This is a genomic window from Maridesulfovibrio ferrireducens (genome assembly GCF_900101105.1).
In the GTDB taxonomy this organism is placed as follows: domain Bacteria; phylum Desulfobacterota; class Desulfovibrionia; order Desulfovibrionales; family Desulfovibrionaceae; genus Maridesulfovibrio; species Maridesulfovibrio ferrireducens.
This window is the reverse complement of sequence record NZ_FNGA01000004.1, coordinates 307,128-327,343: the sequence shown is the minus strand read 5'-3', so window position 1 is coordinate 327,343 and position 20,216 is coordinate 307,128. Positions and strand designations below refer to the sequence as shown.

Below are 20,216 nucleotides of genomic sequence, written 5' to 3'. Positions count from 1 at the left end.
AGAAAATTACTCCTTGGCGTTTTTGCGTGAAAAAATAAAGACGACACATAAAAAGGAGAATTTAATGCAGCCTTCAATTATGCAGGCATTTGGTAGCAACTTTCTTGGTGCTGCTCCCAAATGGTACAAGATAATTATTTTACTTTTTTTAGTTCTCAACCCGTGCCTTATGTTTACAGCAGGGCCTTTTATCGCCGGCTGGGCACTTATTGCAGAATTTATTTTCACACTGGCTATGGCACTGAAATGCTATCCTCTGCCTGCCGGTGGACTGCTCGCATTTGAAGCTGTCTTTTTGGGCATGACTTCAACCGAGACTATTTATCATGAAGCTCTCAAAAATTTTGAAGTAATACTGCTGCTGATTTTCATGGTCGCAGGAATTTATTTCATGAAGGACTTTCTACAGTTCACTTTCACTCGTATTCTTGTGAGAGTTCAGTCAAAAATCACTATATCCGTCCTGTTCTGTCTGGCTGGCGCAGTATTATCTGCCTTCCTTGATGCCCTTACAGTTACAGCCGTTATTATCGCGGTGGCTTATGGATTTTACAATATTTACCATAGATTTGCTTCAGGCAAGACACTGCATTGCGATCATGACCTCTGCTGTGACAAAGCCGCTGCTAAAAACCGTGAAGACTTGCAGGAATTCAGAGCATTCTTACGCAATCTGATGATGCATGGCGCGGTGGGTACAGCTCTCGGCGGGGTTTGCACACTTGTAGGGGAACCACAGAATCTACTCATCGGCGGCGAAATGGGCTGGCACTTTGTAGAATTTTTCCTCGAAATGATGCCTGTATCAATGCCTGTATTAGTAACGGGATTGCTGACTTGCGTCACAGTCGAATATTTTCATCTGTTCACATACGGTGCTAAATTACCGGGAAATATTCGTTCACATTTGCTTGAAACAGCAATTCAAATGGAAGAGAAACAAGGTACAAAAGGTAAGGTAAGATTAATTGTTCAAGCCATGGCAGGCATCTGGCTCGTCATTGCGCTGGCTCTGCATCTTGCCGCTGTCGGTATAGTAGGACTGTCAGTAATTATTTTGCTCACATCCATGAACGGCATCATTGAAGAACATCACTTAGGTAAAGCCTTTGAAGAAGCATTACCATTTACAGCTCTTCTCGTAGTATTCTTCTCCGTTGTCGCTGTAATTCACGACCAAGGCCTTTTCCACCCTATCATCAATTATGTCCTCAGCTTACACGGACAAAGTCAGCTTGTAGCATATTACATTGCCAACGGACTGCTTTCAGCTATTTCTGATAATGTCTTTGTTGCGACAGTATACATATCTGAAACAAAAATTCATTTCGTCAACCTGCTCGGAGCCATACCTAACATAGGAATGACCGGACAAGCTCTGATGGACAAACTTACCGATCCACACTTTGCGAGAGCTGACGTTGTTGCAAGCTTACCACAAGCTGCTGCAACTCAAGCACTCGATATAATGACCAACCTTGATAAACTGGCAGTAGCAATCAACACAGGAACCAATATCCCAAGTGTTGCTACTCCAAACGGTCAAGCAGCATTCCTATTCCTGCTGACCTCAGCCTTAGCACCGGTTATCCGCCTCTCATACGGCCGGATGGTGCTTCTGGCCTTACCGTACACCATTACCATGTCAATCATGGGCCTCGTAGCTGTTAACTACTTCTTGTAGTCATCAGCAATGCTGCTATTGAATCTGGCAGCATCCCCGTCCTCGTAGATGACTTCCAACTTCTACGGGGATGGGGTAAATATTATATGATCCACAAAAGACAACTACGCCATTTCTTCATAAATCTTTTGCCGAAGTCCAGCACTATACTCCAACACACCGACTTTGCCATCAATGAAGTCATAAAGCCGAGGCCTTTTGCCATCAGCAGGTCTTAAAATCCTACCGATAATTTGCACAAGCCTTCCCTTTGATTTAATAGGAGAGCAAAGAAAAAGAGTCGATAAACCAGAGCAATCAAAACCCTCACCTATCAAGGAAGCAGTGCTTGCCAGAACTTTGATCTTTCCTGCGTTGAGATCCTCAACAATTGTACAGCGTTCCTTTGTCGGAGTCTTTCCAGTCAATACGGCCACGTTTATACCCTGCTCCTCAAGAATACCAGCCAGAGCAAAAAGGTGCGCGGTCCTGTCTGCAACGAGCAGCAAAGTTCCATTATCCTGATCAACTTCTCCCTCCACAGACGTAGCTATAAGCTTATTGCGATCCCAGTCCTCGGCAAGGGCAGTCATCATAAGAGGATATTCGTTTGAAGGGTCCCCCGCAAAAGAAAAGGCTGTATTCACGGTAAAAATTTCCGGCTTGAGTATGGCCCCGGTATCCCGAAGCAAATCAGGGTTAACCCGGTGAACCACATTTCCAAGAGTCAAATTTATTATCCGGTCAAGCCCGTCATTTCGGTACGGCGTGGCGGAGAGTCCTGTTAAAAATTTCGCATCAAAGCTGGTGACTACTTCTTGAAAGGTGCTGGCCGGTGCCCGGTGGCACTCATCAACCACAATATGACCGAATGCCGGGATCAATTTATCCAGACGATTACGGGCAGTCTGAATAGTGGCCACGGTAAAGGGTTGAATGTTAAATTTTCCATTACCGACTTGTCCGGGCTCTATCCCCAGAAACTGACGCCCTCTTTCCACCCATTGTAATAGTAATTCCTTGGTATGAACGAGTACAAGGCAAGGTTGCTTACGCTCAGCAATCAAGGCCAATGCCATAACCGTTTTACCTGCACCGGTTCCTGCTTCCAGAATACCTTGTGAAAGCCCGTGAAAAGATTGTAATGCTTCTGACTGATAGGGTCTCAGTTCTCCTTTAAAGACAAAGTCCACAGGCTCAAGTTCCCGCCTGTTGTCTTCATATATAATCTCTTCACCTGCGGCTTTAATAAGCTGGTGCAGTTCAAGCCCATAGCCGCGCGGACAATGCAGCCGCCCTTTGCGGTCGCCTGAAAACATCTTTATATACTTCGCAATACGCCTAGCATTGCGCCCGTACTTCAGGGCGTTGACATACTCAGGGTTCATCAAGGTCAAAGACTCTTTGACCTTGCCCACCAAATCAGCAGGAGTGCCAATCAAGGTCAGGTCTTTTGATATATAAATCTGCATAAAAGCTCCTATCGTAACTCAATCCATGTAGTGCCGAAAATACGACCTTCAATAGCTATAACCTTCCTGACCTGATCAGCATAAAGGTAAACCTTCTCTTTGTTGGCACTCTTAACCTTTGGGACAGTAAGCCCAATATTCAGATCTCCAATGTGAGTATATCTATGAACTCTCCCGGACTACTATAGAACTATACAAAACAAGAAAAGCCCCTAACTGGTAAGTTAGGGGCTTTTTACTACAATATTCAAACCTATCAATATTCGTTGATGGCATACTTGCGCAAGGCTTTCATGCCATCCAATTTCAGCTTGGCGGCTATACGAGTACAATAAGTCTCGACGGTTCTGACACTGATACCAAGGGCTTCAGCTATCTCGCTATTACTTTCTCCTTGGCTTAACAGAGTTAATATAAGAGTCTCTTGTTCGCTGAAGCTATTAAAGGCCATCGAATCATTCGATATCGGCTCCCTAGAAAATTGGTTGGCAGCAACACGGGGACTAAAATACTCATTTCCTCCAAGAATCTGTCTGACGGCATCCAGAAGAACAGTTGAAGTTTCGCGCTTGGAGACATAACCGCGAGCCCCACAATCCATCGCCCGTTTTTGCGTCGCGGCATCCTCATGCATGGAAAAAACAAGTACGGGTATATTTCGCTCAACCATGAGAGGGATTATTCTTAACCCACTTTCGCCACACAAACTAAGATCTATAAGAGCTATGTCCGCCTCACAGCTATCAATACCCTGCAATGCTTCCTGCTGATTTGTAGCAACACCGATTATAACATAATTTTCGCAGGCGAGAAGTAGCGTCAACCCGTCCAGCATTGCGGGATGATCATCTACCAGAAAAACACGTGCTCCATTGGATAGATTCTTTGTCATTGCGTATCCGTTTTCAGTGAAAATTTATTTATAATACCACACGAAGCTGAGCAGGTTACAATGGTGCCGCCTTCTGCAACATCCTCAAAAAGCAGTGTTGCTCCGATAATATTAGCACGATGATTCATGATACCCACGCCGAGTCCTCCGGCTGAACTTTTCGCACGCGCCCTGCCGATGCCGTTATCGCATACTGAAATAGTTATTATCCCTTCGACGTTGCATGAGCAATCCAAACAAATGCGGGTTGCTTTAGAATGCTTCACAGCATTGGTGAGAGCTTCCTGAGCTATTCGATACAACTGGATCACGTTTGCACTAGAAGGACAGATTTTGCAGGCATGTACCTGATTATATTCGATGGAAATTCCGCTTGAGCGAGACAAACGTTGAGCCATATCAGAAAAAGATGGGGCCGCGCTCTCAGGGGTATATTCCTGCGTCCAGAGTCCATGTGTGACATTGTAGGCTTGATCAACAAGTTCATCCAATATGCCGGAGAGTTTTTCCATCTCCAAATCTCCATCCCTCGAATTGCCCATATGCAAAATAGCTGAACAACGCAATCGGGCTGCTGCTAGTAGTTGGCAAAGGCCGTCGTGAAGATCAATACTAACGCGTCGTCGTTCATCTTCACTAATATTGATAATTTCACGTTCCAATTTATTGCGCTCAGCCATCTCCATTTCAAGACTCAAATTTTTGTTTTCCAACTGTAGAGAAAGATTTTCAACAGAGGAAAAGGCAAAGAACAAACGTTGCGACAAAGCAAGAGCTTGGCTCATAATAAAAACAAACAACCCAAGAGGCAAAAGTGGCACAGAGTGGATGAGACGGAGGTCGGTCAACATGTCATTTATACCGACAAGCCCAAGAACCATGAATCCCACAAAAATAAAACAGGCTCCATCCCGGCCTCTACGCCAAGCTTGAAATAACCGCCCAAAACAATAGAAAATGAGAATACCAGAAGAAATATAGTAAAGTGGCAACAAAGCCGTGAGCGTTAGTGTACTTCCAAAAACAGCAAGTGCAGTGAATACTCCGCACATAATCCACGTATACCACTGAACCCGCAGTGAGAATTCATGGGGATAAAGCAGTCTAAAAAAGGTAAAGCCTACTGGAATCGAAATAATGAAACAGGCTATGCCCAAATGCTCCATGAGGAATGGATACATATTTGGGAACACTGCAAGAACAATCCAGCCACTGGATTCAGAAAAAATATAATTGCCCATCCAGAGCAGGCTATAGAAGCCGAAGAGAAGCGGCGAACGATCTTGGCGACGAAAAAGAAACAGCACAATATGGTATATGCCCATAATTAAGAGAATTCCAGTCAACAACATGGCAAGGCTAGAATCACGCAAGGCCACGGCCTGAATGACGGGTTCAGGCCCTAACCATAACGAGGAAAAAACTCCGCCATCCCGAAAATGCTGATTGGATATATTAAGCACAAGTTCCAACGGAGCTGAGCTGTCACGCCCGTAATTTTCTGCTTGTAGTGGCACGACAACGGAAGACGGCCGAGGGGATTCGGATTCGGCAGAAAGACCGGGAACACCGCTGTTACCAATAAGGCGACCATCAGCCCATAGCGTCCAGGCAGCATTGGTATTCGAGAGACGAAAAGCTATACGATCTGTGTTTGGAATATTTTTTATAACTAGCCGCATTGAGGCTGAACCTGTCGCTTGGAACATGCTAACTTCAGGTTTGCTCTGACTCCAAGGGCTTGGAACCTCAGTATATTCCTGTACAGTTTGACTATTAACCCCCATTTTTTCGGGAGGAAGCAAACAATCCCACCTGACTTCCCATTCCCCATCCAGACAAACCGGACCATCTTTTACGAAACTCCAGTTTGAAAGATCCATGACCCCCTGTTTGGCCCTTGGCATAGAGGATTTAGTATAGATACAGCCATTGAGGACTAAAAGAGTAAGAAAGAGAAAAACGCACAGTAAACGGTTCACGAACAAGTTCTCTTGTGCATTTGAACGGGAAAAAATAAATATAAATTATTTTTAAACATTAGGACTTGATCTGTTTTTATAAATATTTACATAGGGGTAGAATAATAACTACAATAGTTAACAAAATTCGTTAGCATTAAGAACTTATGAAAGCAATATGCTGTAAAATTGGCGTCCGACATGGATGTTAAACAAGCATAAAACAAATCCGGCTATTCGTTAGATTAGCCGGATTTATCTTAAGCATTATTTAAATTCAGTTCAGAGTCTAAACCGTGCCCTGACCAACAACAACACTGGAACCAAAAGCAGCAGTGACCACTCAAAGGAGAATGTTGCTGTAGGATTAAGAGTACACCCAGAGCTTCCACCTGAAGAACTTCCTATCAAAACCGGGTCAGTGATATTTCCAAGAGAGCTATCTTCATCATAAATACCGTTGTCTTTGATAACGAAATAAATGGAATACGCCGCCCCTTTTGTGACCTTATCTGAAGCGGCAAGGTGAGCTCCACTTGCATCAACCAGCCACCATGCTCCCTCCACGCTATACTCAGGGCCTGATGAAGCATATGTGCTATATGTCGCGCTGGATTTTTTTGTTTCATATAGTTTTATAAGAGATAAGCTGGACACGCTTGCGGTTGGAAGCTCTGTTGAATTGAAATAAAATGTCGCACAGGATCCGTTGGGGCTGACTGTGGCGTTGAACGCAATGGCTGTGGTTACGGAATCATACCCGCTCAAGGAATATTGTGACTGCAATTCGGAGGCGGTCTTTTCTTTTGCACAGGCCCCGGAAAGAGTAACAGTCACTCCGGCAGCCTGAGTGGAACTTGATTTTACACAAGTGTCACCATTGTCGATGCTACCGGTATTTTTCTGATTTTTTCTAACTTTTGGCCAAGGACTGTCTGCTAGCCCACCAGAAGAGCCTTCTAATGCGTATAGCTTGCCATCACTTGCGCCGATATAAATTGTTCCATCACTGTCGATGGCGGGACCACCTTGCACAGGAACAGAGGGGGCCACCGCATAACTCCACTTCAAAGTTTTATCTGAATTAAAAGCTAAAATAGAGTTATCATCAGATCCGACATATATTGTGCCATCACAACCTATGGCAAGAAAATTGGCTAATCGAGCACCATTATCAAACACCCAGTTCTCATTTCCATCAGAATCCAAGGAATGTAGCATATTATCATTTGATACAAAATAGATCGTTCCATCACTGCTGATAACGGGAGAAGAAGATATAGCACCTCCAGCAGCAAAATCCCATTTCGTGCTGCCATCAGGATTCAAAGCATAGAACTTACCATCAGCTGCGCCGATATAAATTGTGCCATCACTGTCGATGGCGGAAGACATAGATACATCCGTTCCAGCATTAAACTCCCATTTTTTACTGCCATCGGGATTCAAAGCAATAAGGACATACCTACCATTCTCTCCGGTGAAATAAATTGTTCCATCACTACCTATGATGGGAGAAGAACCTACATAACCATTTGTCTTAAACTCCCATTTTTTGCTGCCATCAGGATTAAAGGCATATAAATTAGCGTCATATGATCCAAAATAGATTGTTCCATCGCTACCGATAGCGGGAGAAGATGTTACCGAATGACTGGTAATAAAATCCCATTTTTTGCTGCCATCAGAATTCAAGGCATAGAAATTCTTATCACTTGAGCCAAAATAGATGGTTCCATCGCTACCGATGGCGGGAGAAGAACTTATAAAACCATCTGTAGCAAACGCCCATTTTTTGCTGCCATCAGAATTCAAGGCATAGAAATTCTTATCACCTGAGCCAAAATAAATTGTTCCATCGCTACCGAGAGCAGGACAAGATATTACACCATCTACTGTCGTATAACTCCACTTCAAATCTCCAGCGGCGGCATGACTGCTCGAAACATAAAGCATTATTGAAACAAGAAAAACCGCACAAGTTACAATAGTACACTTAGATACAAATAATAAGCTGGATCTAATTTTGATAGAGCGGTTGGAGATGTTGCATAATTTCATTTTAATAAATCCTTGAGGAGTATTTTATATCACGTCAGAGTGACTACACACTTGATCCGTTTGCTAGAAACAACAGAACTATAATAGTTAGTCATATTTATGAAGCATGCATACAACAATAAAAAAAGTGCGTCTGTCCGGGAAAACCCGGACAGACGCACTTTTTTAACTTAAACTACTATGTAAAAACTAACTTTTCTGGACAAAAGAACAGCAACCACCCACCTACATTGCTGGACTGGAACTGACATAACCCTATTCTTGTTTGAGCAGAAAAAATATATATTTTAAATTATTATATACTGTATTCCAATTCTTTAAGTATATAGTCGGTCATTTTTCCAAATTCTGGAATAGCTCTGCTTCGAGGACGCTCTATATCTACTTCAAGATTTTTCCGAATGCGTCCCGGACGACTTGCCATAATGAGAATTTTATCAGCGAGAAAGATAGCTTCATCAACGCTGTGAGTCACAAGTATAATTGTTTTGCGAGTTAGTTCCCAGACTTTTAGAAGCTCCTGCTGGAGCAGAATTCGAGTATGAGCATCAAGCGCTCCGAACGGCTCGTCCATGAGTAATACATCAGGATCATTAGCGAGTGCACGCGCAATTGCGACCCTTTGCCTCATTCCTCCAGACAATTCATGAGGATATGCCTCTTTAAAATCAAGCATATTGACCATTCGTAAATAACGGGTGGCTTCTTCATTGCGTTTTTCTTTTTCCACTCCGGAAAAATCAAGCCCCGCAGCAACATTATCCATCACCGTAAGCCATGGGAATAGTGAATATTCCTGAAACACAAGGCCGATCTCTCCGCAAGGTTTAGTTACTGGCGCGGAACGGTAGTGAACTGTACCGGAAGTAGCTTTTTCAAGTCCGGCTGCAATGCGTAAAATAGTAGATTTGCCACAACCTGAAGGTCCGACAAGACAAGTAAAAGAGTTCTCTTGAATTTTCAGACTTATGTTGTCTATTGCAAGAAAAGGTTCGCCTCTTTCAGCTTTATACTCTTTGGTAAGTTTATCTATCTCAATTATCACGTTCTTTTGTGTCATTAGCCTGCCTGCCTGCGCCATGAAAATTTCTTATGCTCAATGCGCCTGAAAACCATATCCATTAATGTTCCGACAATACCGATTGAAATCATCCCGGCAATAACGATGTCGGTTGATGCAAGCGTAAAAGCGTGGGTAATCATGTAACCTATTCCTGAAAGTGATCCGGGAAGCATTTCCGCAGAAACGAGACACATCCACGCAATACCGAGGCCAATTCGCATTCCGGTGATGATGGAAGGCATAGAAGCTGGAATCAAAACCTTCATAAAAACTTGATATTCACTTGCTCCAAGCACCCTTGCAGAATCGATCAACGTCTTATTTACATTGCGTACGCCGTGAATTGTAGAAGTGAGTATTGGGTAGAATGCGCCGATGAAAATTATAAACAGCATGGAAAACTTGATGTTGTTCAGATAAATATACATCTGCCCTGTTTCAACGCCTGAGATAGTTGCCAAACTTGATACTCCAAACCAAGCCAGAACCAGCGGAACCCACGCCAGAGGAGGAATTGGTCTAAACAAGTTTAAAAAACCATTGAAAAATTTAAAAACAAATCCGTAATATCCCATGACAATACCTAGAGGGATCGCAACAAAGGCGGCAATGGCGTAGCCCATAATTACACGCACGAGGCTTACTAATACATTGCTGAACAGCGATCCCATGCTGATCAAATCTTCTGTCGGATTACCCAAAAGTTCCGCAACCTGTTCTATTCCGGGAAGAATTACTTGGTTACTTATCTGCCGGGCAAGAATCATCCATGTGACGGCTAAAAGAGCCGGTGCAATAATAGGTAAGGTTAAAGACAGGGCTCGATCTTTCATTTTGTTCCATATTTCGGAGCGGAACTACTCTTGTAATTCCGCTCCGATAATTTTTATTAACTTATTTTTTGAGGCTTTTTTCTACAAAGGTGAAATCGTAAAGAAGTGGTGTTGCAGTTTTAATATCTGCACCTTTCAGAACTCCTTTAAACTTGTTCATGCTGTTCAGCATGGAAAGGAAAACAGCTTCGCCGTTCATCCAATTCTGTGTGGGATCAGTTGTATAAATGATGGTGGACTTCTCAACCGCTACAGCAGGAACTCCGATCCATTTAGCTGAAATTTCGGCAGTCTTAATCTTGTTTTTGTTGCTCCAGTCAGAAGCCGAAGTCATCAGATCAGTCATTGCCTGAACAACTTTAGGCTGTTCAGTGATCATCTGCTCACTTGCTCCCATTACGCAGCAAGGGAAATCAGTCCATTCGCCTGCTGGAGGAAGGTCGCGGGAATCAAGTCCAATGTGCCCAACGTGCTTATATTCGGCAACCGCAGGATGAGGAGCAGGTCCAACCCAGCAGTCTACCTGTTTACCGAGCAGTGCAGGAATAAGATTTGAGGTGGATTTGAGATCTACCATTAAAATATCAGCGTCTGCATCGTTAGGATTACCTGTGATTTTGAATCCTGCCTTATGCAATGCGCCCTCGAAAACAACACGTGGTGCGCTGGTAGGAGAATGGTAGCCGATCTTAAATGGATTTTTAGAACTCTTAATAGCTGCTGCAACATCGTTGTATCCGGTAACTTTACTGTCAGCAGGAAAAACCATGCTCATACCATCAACATGCAAAGGGCAAAGGATTTTAATTTTGGTTCCCTTGTCAATTCCACTCATAAAGGCGGTGCTGGAAGCGAGACCTAAATCAAGCCGATTCATTGCGAAAAGTGTTGAAGTTTCAGATCCGCTTTTAGATACGATGAAGTTGAGCACAGCAAGTGGCTCACCTTCTGCGGACATAAGTTTGTATTTCTGCTTAGGAACCATTTCTTCTAGATATGCACCGGATGTTTTAAAATCTTGCCCCTTAATGGCGGCAACCATCAACGGTGTGTGGTGAGTTGTAAAAACATAACCTAGATAAAGACTGGGTATTTTACTTTTAGCGGCATGTGCTGCGCTGGTTCCGATACAGAAAACTGCGAGCACTGCTAAAATAATTGTGTAAAGTTTTTTTTGCGAAAAACTACTGATCATAATCTATCTCTCTCTTTATTTTGGGGTTATTCTGAAAGTTCCACAAACGCTTCAATCCGTGTTCGCAGTTGTTCTATGTCTGAGTCCGAATAATCTGTTTCAATATGTAAAAAAGGAAGTTCAAGCTCTTCCTCAACAAAGCGGCGTAGGGTCGTAGATTCAGCATTATATGTATGGCAACCGAGCCAAGTCATATCGACAACGGCATCCACCTTGAAAATATCAACCATTTCTTTGATGGATTCAGGTCTATGCGGATTAGGAGTCATGCAAGAACATGGTACCTGCAAATAGCGACGGGCAAGAGCTTCATATGGATCACCTGTTTCATCTACAGATAAGGTCACTCCTTTCAGGCCGGAACAGTTTTCCATGCAAACGACACGGGCGCCCAACTCCTCCGCAATAACAATTGCCTTGTCTGAACCTTTGCCCATGGGGCAACCTGTCATCAATATACGAAGCCCCCGATTAATGGATAAATCCGGCTGTTTCAAATACTCTTCAAGTTCAGTGCGCAATGTGGTCAAGCTGGCGAGATATTTCTCAGGATGTACAACAAAGCTTTTGCTTTCTTGCACAGTAAGCATTTCCTTTGCGTTCAAGGGAGATCTTTCATCCGCAGCCAGAACTGCCAGATTATATAATTCCCGGCGTATTTTATTTTGGATAACGATCTGGTTGTGAAGCTCTTCTTCTGTGACTTTTATACCGGAACATTCGAACAGAAACTTTTCCAGTTCGCGCAATCCATCCATCCAGTATTTTAAAGGAGCTGTTCCCGTCTGTGTGTGCGGAAGATGCATCAGATGCAGCGGTTTCAACTTACTCATCAGTTCATACATCTTCTTTTTGCCGTCGCAGGTCGTTTCAGCAATCAGGATGTCTGAGAAACTAAAGAAAGGACACGTGTCCGTAATTGCATATCCGTAGCTAGATTTTATCAACGGACATAGACTGACAGGAAGTTCTCGCTCGGCCTCTTTAATCGGGTCTTGTTTCTTGCCGCAAAGGCTGACAGGCACAACCCCAGCGGCACGAATAAGCTCATTGGGCGCGTAGATACAGTATACTCCGGCAATTTTATTGCCTTCTTCCTGCCATGCATCCAGTTCTGCAATGCTAAGTTCTGAAAAAGAAATGAAAGGTTTCAAGTTCATCAGACTCTATCCTGTTATTTTTAACATAATAAAAACAAATACTTTCATAAATAATTGATTGAGTAATTAAATCTTTGAACACATCGTCAAGGTGCAGTCCAATTGCTAATCATAATGACTTTAGTAAGTTGTGATTTGATTTTATAATAAAAGGCGAGACTAATCAGTAAGGGGGCTGGGTATAGTCAATAATGATGGGTAGAAAAATGGAGTAAAAACCAGAAAAACCACTAACTGTTAAGCTAGGGGCTTTTTGTTGCCATATGACGGAGAGGGAGAGGCTAAGAAATTTTTAAGATGCTGTTTTGATGAGATATAAGTGGTGGTGTTTTTTTGTGGTTACTCATGGAGTTACTCATGTTTGAAAAGAAATTTATATTTTTCCTTCTTTTTCTGAAGAATTCTCAACATCGATAAAAGCTTGACCTATCTCATCTGCCAACAAGACAAGTGCCTTAACATGACATGTTCTGGTAAAACTTTTTATTGGCTGCAATATCACCGATGTAACTTGTATCAAGCTTAACGCTGTAGAATGCTCTGGAACAGTCATACCAGAGTTACTAGATCCAACATGAATAACGTCACCTTTAACTTCTTGCCGGCCCAAACTTTTATGCATTGATTTGGACATAGGGTGGACGTTTTGACTTGCCCATTTATAATAGGGACGAAAATGATCAAGTTTAACAGCTTCCTCGATCTTACTAAAAGCTATATTTTACGGATACATACGAGCCGAATGCAAAATTCTCAAAATAATTATCTGATCAGAGCTTTCCGCATAAACGACAATATAATTCGCAGAAAGAACCATCTCACGAGTTCCGGCGACCCGTCCGGACTTGTATGCTTTAGGGAATTCAAGCAATCCATCAACTCTTGACTCTAAGTCAACTTTCAGTTTGCGAGCGGCCTCTGGATTATCATTCCCGATAAAACCGAGTATAGACAATAAATCTTTTCTGGCATCGGCTTTCCAATGAATTTGCAACATACTTATTTATCTCTACCCAGTGTGGTCAAAAGCTGTTCAGCCTCATCCATTACCTGACTATGTGCAATTGTCGGGCTGGTATCTTCAAGCGCGGCCTGAACTTTTGCCTTAAACCAACGATCATGTTCTTCCTGATTGCAGGTAAGTCCAGCGGGCAAACCACCCTCTTTTGCGATTCTGGTTAAAAGAATTCTTACCGCATCAGAGAGACTAAGTCCCACTCCTGACAAAGCTTCTGCGGCCTCGGCCTTTACAACCGGATCAACACGGACATGAATCATAGATGATTTTGCTGGCATAATTTTATCCTCCGTAAAAAGTGTATCTCATTTGATACACAAATACAACTTAACAAAGCTCAAACTATTTACAGATACCCTACCAATCTATCCCCTACTCCAAAACACCCCGCCAATCCTGAATATGCCGCAACACTCTCAAAATCTCGACATCTTCATTACAGCAATACGCCACAAGATACGCACCTTTAAGCACAATCAACTCACGAGTTCCCGGCACTCTGCCTGCTCGCCCTATTTGCGGATGCTGCTCTAAATTTTTCACATTACTCAAAATAGCCGAAGCTACTTTCTTAGCTGATTTGGGATCATCTTGGCTTATATATTCGTAAATTGAATCCAAATCCTGAACGGCCCGTTCAAGCCATTTAATCCTCGGCATACTTTGCCTCTAAATTTTCCTGAGAGGTCCACTTAGCTTCTGGGCTTCTGGCTTCGTCCAATCCTTCCTGAATAGCCTTGACCTGCCATTCATTTACATCAAGGTAACTGGAAATAGCTTCACCAAACAAAAATGCCTTAGACCTATTAGTTGCCTGAGCCAGCTTTTCAACGCGCTCTTTCATTTCAGAAGTCATTCGAATTGTTACTACTTCACTCTTGGGTTCACTGCTTATCATTTTTTACGCCCTCCATTTGTATTACAACATATTACACTGTAACACGAAAGACAAGTTTTCGATCAAAACTTCTATTTTTCAAAAACCCAAAACGCCCTTAACTGTTAAGTTAAGGGCGTTTTATTAATGCAAATCAGTGGACCAGATTCTATTTACTATACTGCTGTTTGATGGAAATTATTTCCTCTATGTTCTTAAAGAAAATTTCAACGAGTTCAGGATCAAAATGTTCGCCCCGCTCTTTTAAAATAAGATCAAAGGCTTTTTCCTCTGGCCAAGCATTTTTGTATGGTCGCTTGGACGTCAAAGCGTCAAATACGTCGGCAATGGCCGCAATACGTCCTTCGATGGGAATATTTTTACCAGACAAACCGTTAGGGTAGCCTGTTCCGTTCCATTTTTCATGATGGGTTAAAGCGACGGTTCTGGCTGTGGTCATAAGGTTGTTATCATGAACGCCAATGATTTTTCCCCCGATTGCGGTATGAGTCATCATGGTTTTCCACTCTTCCGGGGTAAGTTTTCCCGGCTTGATGAGGATGTTATCAGGGATACCTATCTTGCCTACATCGTGCATAGGAGCAGCATTTAGCAGAATGTCCGCTTCTTTGTCACAAAAGCCAAACCCCTTGGCTATTGTACGGCAGTATTTACTCATCCGAATAATATGAAGACCTGTTTCATTGTCCCTGTATTCTGCTGCTATTCCAAGGCGACGGACGATTTCCAAACGAGTAGAATACAAATCCTTGGTACGGTCGGCCACCTGATGCTCCAAAGCAATACTCTGATTATGCAGAGCTAAATGCGTCTTGACACGAGCCTTCACAATGGCGGGATTAATAGGCTTGGTTATATAATCTACAGCACCTAGCTCAAAACCGAATGTCTCATCATCTTCAGCATTTTTCGTGGTGACAAAAATGACAGGGATGTACCGACTCTTCTTGTTTAATTTCATCCTGCGACAGACTTCATACCCGTCCATCTCTGGCATCATTATATCCATAAGGACGATGTCCGGTGGATTGGGCGAATCAATGACCTCCAAGGCTTCTTCACCATTGAGTGCAACCTTCACCTTGTAGTCACCCTTAAGAACTTCCAAAAGAATATCAATGTTAGTGGCCATGTCATCCACTACCAAGACAGTCTGTAAGGGTTGCACTTCCATTTTGATCTCCCGCCTTCCCAGATTGAAAAAATTATATGGTTAAAATTGTAACTTTAAGCATAAAACAACAAAATATCCTTATTTTTTAAAATGTTAATATAAAAGAACAATGCAAGTTAACATTTTATAGCAGTACTTTGAAAGCCTCTCAACAATATCGGAAGGATTATTGTGTACCCACCCTTTATTGTGTGATAACAATCATAATACGCCTTCTTTTTTGTTCATTCAATACATTTGAGAATTGTACTATGAAAAAAATGCACATCTGGTCATTTATTGCCATTCGAAGTTTTCTGATAACTACAACCTTTCTTGCCATTCTTGCTGGTGTCGGATGCTATATAATGTACCTGCAGGAAGCTGATTCAATTGAAAAAGTCATCAAAATTAATGCAAAGATGCATAACAGATTATTAGCGCAGAAGGTCAGTCTGGATTTGAGAAGTCTCTTCAACGACATCCAGTTGGTGAGCAACCATATTGAGGTACAGCACTTCTTGAGAAAAAATGACTCGGTTAACCGCACCGACCTTGAATCGGAGTTCATAGCTTTGTGTCAGATCCGCAAAGTGTATGATCAGGTTAGAATTCTTGATAATGACGGTATGGAACTGGTTAGGGTCAATGACAACAACGGACACCCTGCGGCGGTTCCTCAAGAGAAGCTTCAAAACAAAAGTAGCCGCTATTACTTCAAGGAATCTTTGAATCTAAAGCTCGGCGAAGTCTACGTCTCTCCATTTGATCTCAATGTTGAAAACGGGAAGATTGAACAGCCTCTCAAGCCAATGATCAGGATATCCATGCCTATTTACGATAACTCCGGCCATCGACTAGGTATAGTAGTGCTCAATTATCTCGGACAACAAATCATTGATGGCCTTGTCGAAAATGCAGCCGACCACAGCAACCCTTCGATGATACCGATGCGAACAATGCTTCTGAACAGCGATGGCTATTGCCTTCTGTCTCCAGACAGGACCCAAGAATGGGCGTTCATGTACCCAGACCGAAAAGAAATCAATTTTGGAGCCATTAACCCAGAGGCATGGAAACAAATTATTTCGTCCCCAGAGGGGCAGTTCTCCTCTTTTGAGGGGGGCTATACATATTCCACCATCGTTGTATCTCCTGAAGTGGGACAGAGAGAAATCAACGGCAATATTCACAAGTGGAAGATCGTTTGTCTGACTCAGGCTTCAACCATCAACTCTATGGTTTCACACGCATTATATCGCTATATGATGGTGTATTCCGGAATTCTCCTGATTATACTTTTTGGAACGTTGACCAGAGCCAGATTTGTCAGTGCACGAGTTCTCGGACAAAAAAAATTAGAAATAGCCAAACAAACAGCAGAAGATGCCAACCTTGCCAAAAGTGACTTTCTAGCACGGATGAGCCATGAGATCCGCACTCCGATGAACGCAATTATCGGTTTGACATACTTGGCGCTCAAAACGGAGATGTCTCCCAAACAGCATGATTATTTGACGAAGGTTAGCATGTCCGCGAAGTCACTGCTTGGTATAATCAATGACATACTGGACTTCTCTAAAATTGAGGCCGACAGGCTGGAGCTGGAAAAGGTCGATTTTATCTTGGACGACGTGTTTAACGACATACTCAACATGCTTGGTCTTGAAGCTGAAAAAAAGGGGCTTGAACTGCTCCTGATGGTTAGAAGTACTGTTCCCAATCTGCTTATCGGTGATCGTCTTCGTCTGGGACAGGTGCTGTTGAATCTGGCAGGAAATGCAATTAAATTCACCGAGTCCGGTAATATTATTATTTCGGCTAAACTTGTCGAAGAAACTGGCGACACAGCGCAAATCAGATTCTCAGTTCAGGATTCCGGCATCGGAATTACCTCAGAACAGTCAGCCAAGCTTTTTCAACCTTTCTGTCAGGCCGATGGCTCCATCTCCAGACGGTTTGGAGGCACCGGACTTGGCCTGACTATCAGCAAACGTCTGGTGGAATTGATGAGCGGGACCATGCAGCTAAAAAGCGAAATCGGAAAGGGAAGTGAATTCATTTTCACCATCCCATTCGGACTGCAGGCCAGACATACCCAAGAACATTACATTTACCCCGAAGAAATCAGAGGCATGCGCGTTCTGATTGTGGATGACAGCAGAATGTTACGAAACGTACTCGCTAAAGTTTTGCAATCCTTTACATTCGACGTAACAACCGCGGAAAAGGGAGAACAGGCACTGGAGCTATTGCGTAAATATGATAAATCCGAGCCTTTCAAGCTAGTAATCACAGACTGGAGAATGCCAGACATCGACGGCATTAAACTGGCCCAGAAAATCAAGGAAACCAGTTTCTTGGAAAATATCCCCAAAGTCATCTTACTTACAGCTTACGGGCATGACGAAATCCGTCACAGGGCGGAACAGATTGATCTGGACGGTTTCATGCTCAAGCCGTTCAATCGATCGATTCTGTTCGACACAATCATGGAAGTCTTTGCTAATAATGACTACCGAATGAAAAAAACTATTTCGGAAAAATTTCGAAATGGCATGCCAGCCAACGTGGCCGGAGCTCATATCCTGCTGGCAGAGGACAACGACCTCAATCAGCAGGTCGCGCGGGAAATACTCGAAGGCGCTGATGTAACCGTTTCAATAGCCAACAATGGTCAGGAAGCGGTGGAGATGATCAAGACCAACACTTATGACGCCGTGCTGATGGATATCCAGATGCCGATCATGGACGGTTTTCAAGCTGTAAAAAATATTCGATCTGACAAGAACCTGCAATCCATCCCTATCATCGCCATGACAGCGCACGCTCTCGTCGGCGACAGAGAAAAAAGTTTGCTGGCGGGCATGAACGACCACGTCACAAAGCCCATTGATCCCGATGTACTCATGGAAATCCTTTCCAAATGGCTACCAGAAAAACCTGAAACTGAACCTGTGGAAACACATCTGACCCTCAAGGGTGAAGATCCTCCTCTCATTTTCAATAATTTACCTGGAATTAATGCAAAAGAGGCTCTAGCCAGAGTCCGGGGAAATATCGTGCTTTATGAAAAAATCCTTGTAAATTTTGCCAATGATTACGGGGAAATACACTCGAAGATTCATTATCTAATTTCCATAAATGAGTATGAAGAAGCACGAGCTCTGGCCCACAATATGAAAGGTGTTTCAGGGAATATAGGAGCTGCCACCCTGCATCAAGCTTTTAGTGAAATGGAGATTGCTTTGAGTAACGGCTCTGACACAGTCATAACTTTACTGAACAACTTGGAGCAGGAAAGAAAGCGCGTAATTGAAGGAATATTCAAAGCATTTCCTCGAACTGAAAAGGATAAAGGCATCATTGAAGCCGACACTTTTTTGCTTCAGGAAGTTCAGAAGCTATTACCTCGGCTAAGAATTATGTCGGACTTTTTGAAAAAACACGATGTCGAAGCAAGAGATATTTATCGTTCCATCGAATCCAGACTGACCCATGCTGCGCCGAAGTTTGCAAAGGAACTCGGTGCGCTGCTAGATAAATTCGACTTTAGCCGAGGCCATACGAGAGTCAAAGAATTCATCGCGAAATGCGAGCAGAAGGAAAAAGACGATGGATAAGGCACGAATTTTAGTTGTTGACGACACTCCGGCCAATTTGGACATTTTGAGTGAACTGTTGAGTATCAAGTACAGGGTCAGCGTAGCAATCAATGGGGATGACGCTTTACAGATAGCATTATCCGATGAACAGCCCGATCTTGTGTTGCTGGACATCATGATGCCGGGAATAAACGGGTATCAGGTGTGCACAGCTATGAAGACCAATGAACGAACTCGCCAGATTCCCATAATATTCGTAACGTCCATGGACGAAATTGAAAACGAAGAAAAAGGTTTAAGCCTCGGGGCGGTGGACTATATAATCAAGCCCTTCAACCCTTCCATTGTCATGGCACGGGTGAAAAATCATCTCTCATTATACAATCAAACAAGATTGTTGCAAAGTCTGATCAGTGAGAGAACCATTGAACTTGAAAAAGCCAAAGAAGAAGCTGAACTGGCAAATCGTGCTAAAAGTATATTTCTCGCCAACATGAGTCATGAACTACGGACGCCTCTTAATGGTATCATGGGCATGACTCAGCTCCTTTTGGAAAACAACCCCACGAAAGATCAGGAAAATTTCCTAAAAGATGCGTTGGTATCATCATCTCGAATGTTGACTCTGGTCAACGATCTTCTTGAATTGTCCCGTGTTGAAACTGGTAAAGTTCATTTATGTCCCAGTAGTTTCGATACTAAAGAAAGCATTGACCATGTTCTTAGTCTCTATCGGGATCAAGCAAATCAGAAGGAAATCGCTTTTTCCAGTTCATTCGAATCTAATGTTCCAGCCACTCTGTATGCCGACATTAGCCGTATCCGCCAAGTCTTGATGAACCTGCTGAATAACGCCCTGCGTTTCACCAACAGCGGTTCCATAGATGTATCAATTAAATTATGGGGAGGGGAAAAAGTATCTCTCAGCGAGCCAGCTACGGTATTCTTTTGTTTCACCGTCAAGGACAGCGGTGTCGGCATTGGCAAAGAAGAGCAGGCATATATATTTGAGCCTTTCTCCATCGGAGAAGACTTCATGACGAAAACTTACAGCGGCGCAGGATTAGGTCTTACTATCTCAAAACATCTCGTCGAACTGATGGGCGGACACATCTGGCTGGAAAGCCAGAAAGGTATCGGCACTACAGTCAACTTCACTGTTCCATGTGGGTTATGCTCGCTTGAAAATGAGAGGTGACGAAGTCGCCAAACGATTCTACCCTCGCCCGCCAAATAGTCCCA

17 protein-coding genes are annotated in these 20,216 nt (G+C 43.1%); 3 read left to right on the top strand and 14 right to left on the bottom strand.

The features are described 5' to 3' along the window. Nucleotides 1–64: 64 nt before the first annotated feature. Complete coding sequence (gene nhaB, locus BLT41_RS14015) at nt 65–1,684, top strand: sodium/proton antiporter NhaB (RefSeq protein WP_170830379.1); 1,620 nt, start codon at nt 65–67, stop codon at nt 1,682–1,684. A gap of 104 nt (nt 1,685–1,788) precedes the next feature. Here the strand turns inward: nhaB and BLT41_RS14010 are convergent, their stop codons facing one another. The 14 genes from BLT41_RS14010 to BLT41_RS13945 all read right to left on the bottom strand — a co-directional run bounded on the left by BLT41_RS14010 (nt 1,789) and on the right by BLT41_RS13945 (nt 15,390). Continuing rightward, nucleotides 1,789–3,135, bottom strand: a complete 1,347-nt coding sequence (locus tag BLT41_RS14010) for a DEAD/DEAH box helicase (protein WP_092162233.1) — start codon at nt 3,133–3,135, stop codon at nt 1,789–1,791. Nucleotides 3,136–3,391: 256 nt separating this feature from the next. Further along, a complete protein-coding gene (locus tag BLT41_RS14005; protein WP_092162231.1) occupies nt 3,392–4,027 on the bottom strand; it encodes a response regulator transcription factor in 636 nt (211 codons plus the stop codon). Next, nucleotides 4,024–6,009 carry a sensor histidine kinase gene (locus BLT41_RS14000; protein WP_092162229.1) on the bottom strand — a complete coding sequence of 662 codons (1,986 nt, stop codon included), beginning with the start codon at nt 6,007–6,009 and terminating at the stop codon, nt 4,024–4,026. Before BLT41_RS14000 ends, BLT41_RS14005 begins: the two co-directional genes overlap by 4 nt. A gap of 261 nt (nt 6,010–6,270) precedes the next feature. Continuing rightward, the gene (locus BLT41_RS13995; RefSeq protein ID WP_092162227.1) at nt 6,271–8,049 is read right to left on the bottom strand and encodes an outer membrane protein assembly factor BamB family protein; all 1,779 of its coding nucleotides are present in this window, start codon (nt 8,047–8,049) and stop codon (nt 6,271–6,273) included. Between the two features lie 295 nt (nt 8,050–8,344). Beyond that, nucleotides 8,345–9,109, bottom strand: coding sequence for an ABC transporter ATP-binding protein (locus BLT41_RS13990; RefSeq protein ID WP_092162207.1), 765 nt, complete (start codon nt 9,107–9,109; stop codon nt 8,345–8,347). Continuing rightward, a complete protein-coding gene (locus tag BLT41_RS13985) occupies nt 9,109–9,945 on the bottom strand; it encodes an ABC transporter permease (RefSeq protein WP_092162205.1) in 837 nt (278 codons plus the stop codon). The genes BLT41_RS13990 and BLT41_RS13985 overlap by 1 nt, the downstream gene beginning before the upstream one ends. Before the next feature lie 61 nt (nt 9,946–10,006). Further along, nucleotides 10,007–11,140, bottom strand: a complete 1,134-nt coding sequence (locus BLT41_RS13980; RefSeq protein WP_092162203.1) for a CmpA/NrtA family ABC transporter substrate-binding protein — start codon at nt 11,138–11,140, stop codon at nt 10,007–10,009. Between the two features lie 26 nt (nt 11,141–11,166). Beyond that, nucleotides 11,167–12,300, bottom strand: a complete 1,134-nt coding sequence (locus tag BLT41_RS13975) for a double-cubane-cluster-containing anaerobic reductase (protein ID WP_092162201.1) — start codon at nt 12,298–12,300, stop codon at nt 11,167–11,169. Nucleotides 12,301–12,673: 373 nt separating this feature from the next. Continuing rightward, a complete protein-coding gene (locus BLT41_RS13970) occupies nt 12,674–13,003 on the bottom strand; it encodes a hypothetical protein (RefSeq protein ID WP_425283314.1) in 330 nt (109 codons plus the stop codon). 18 nt (nt 13,004–13,021) lie between these two features. Beyond that, nucleotides 13,022–13,297: a type II toxin-antitoxin system RelE/ParE family toxin gene (locus BLT41_RS13965; RefSeq protein WP_092162198.1), complete on the bottom strand. Its 276-nt coding sequence runs from the start codon at nt 13,295–13,297 to the stop codon at nt 13,022–13,024. Nucleotides 13,298–13,299: 2 nt separating this feature from the next. Next, nucleotides 13,300–13,596: a type II toxin-antitoxin system RelB/DinJ family antitoxin gene (locus BLT41_RS13960; protein WP_092162197.1), complete on the bottom strand. Its 297-nt coding sequence runs from the start codon at nt 13,594–13,596 to the stop codon at nt 13,300–13,302. A 94-nt stretch (nt 13,597–13,690) separates the two neighbouring features. Further along, nucleotides 13,691–13,978: a type II toxin-antitoxin system RelE/ParE family toxin gene (locus BLT41_RS13955; RefSeq protein ID WP_092162196.1), complete on the bottom strand. Its 288-nt coding sequence runs from the start codon at nt 13,976–13,978 to the stop codon at nt 13,691–13,693. Beyond that, on the bottom strand, nt 13,965–14,216 hold the full coding sequence (locus BLT41_RS13950; protein ID WP_092162195.1) for a CopG family ribbon-helix-helix protein: 252 nt from the start codon (nt 14,214–14,216) through the stop codon (nt 13,965–13,967). Before BLT41_RS13950 ends, BLT41_RS13955 begins: the two co-directional genes overlap by 14 nt. 148 nt (nt 14,217–14,364) lie before the next feature. Then, nucleotides 14,365–15,390 (bottom strand): response regulator, encoded by a 1,026-nt coding sequence (locus tag BLT41_RS13945; RefSeq protein WP_092162194.1) that lies wholly within the window; start codon nt 15,388–15,390, stop codon nt 14,365–14,367. Between the two features lie 251 nt (nt 15,391–15,641). On the opposite strand from BLT41_RS13945, the gene BLT41_RS13940 reads away from it, so the two are divergent. Next, on the top strand, nt 15,642–18,992 hold the full coding sequence (locus BLT41_RS13940; protein ID WP_092162193.1) for a hybrid sensor histidine kinase/response regulator: 3,351 nt from the start codon (nt 15,642–15,644) through the stop codon (nt 18,990–18,992). Next, nucleotides 18,985–20,172, top strand: a complete 1,188-nt coding sequence (locus BLT41_RS13935) for an ATP-binding response regulator (protein ID WP_092162192.1) — start codon at nt 18,985–18,987, stop codon at nt 20,170–20,172. The genes BLT41_RS13940 and BLT41_RS13935 overlap by 8 nt, the downstream gene beginning before the upstream one ends. The last annotated feature ends 44 nt before the right edge of the window (nt 20,173–20,216 follow it).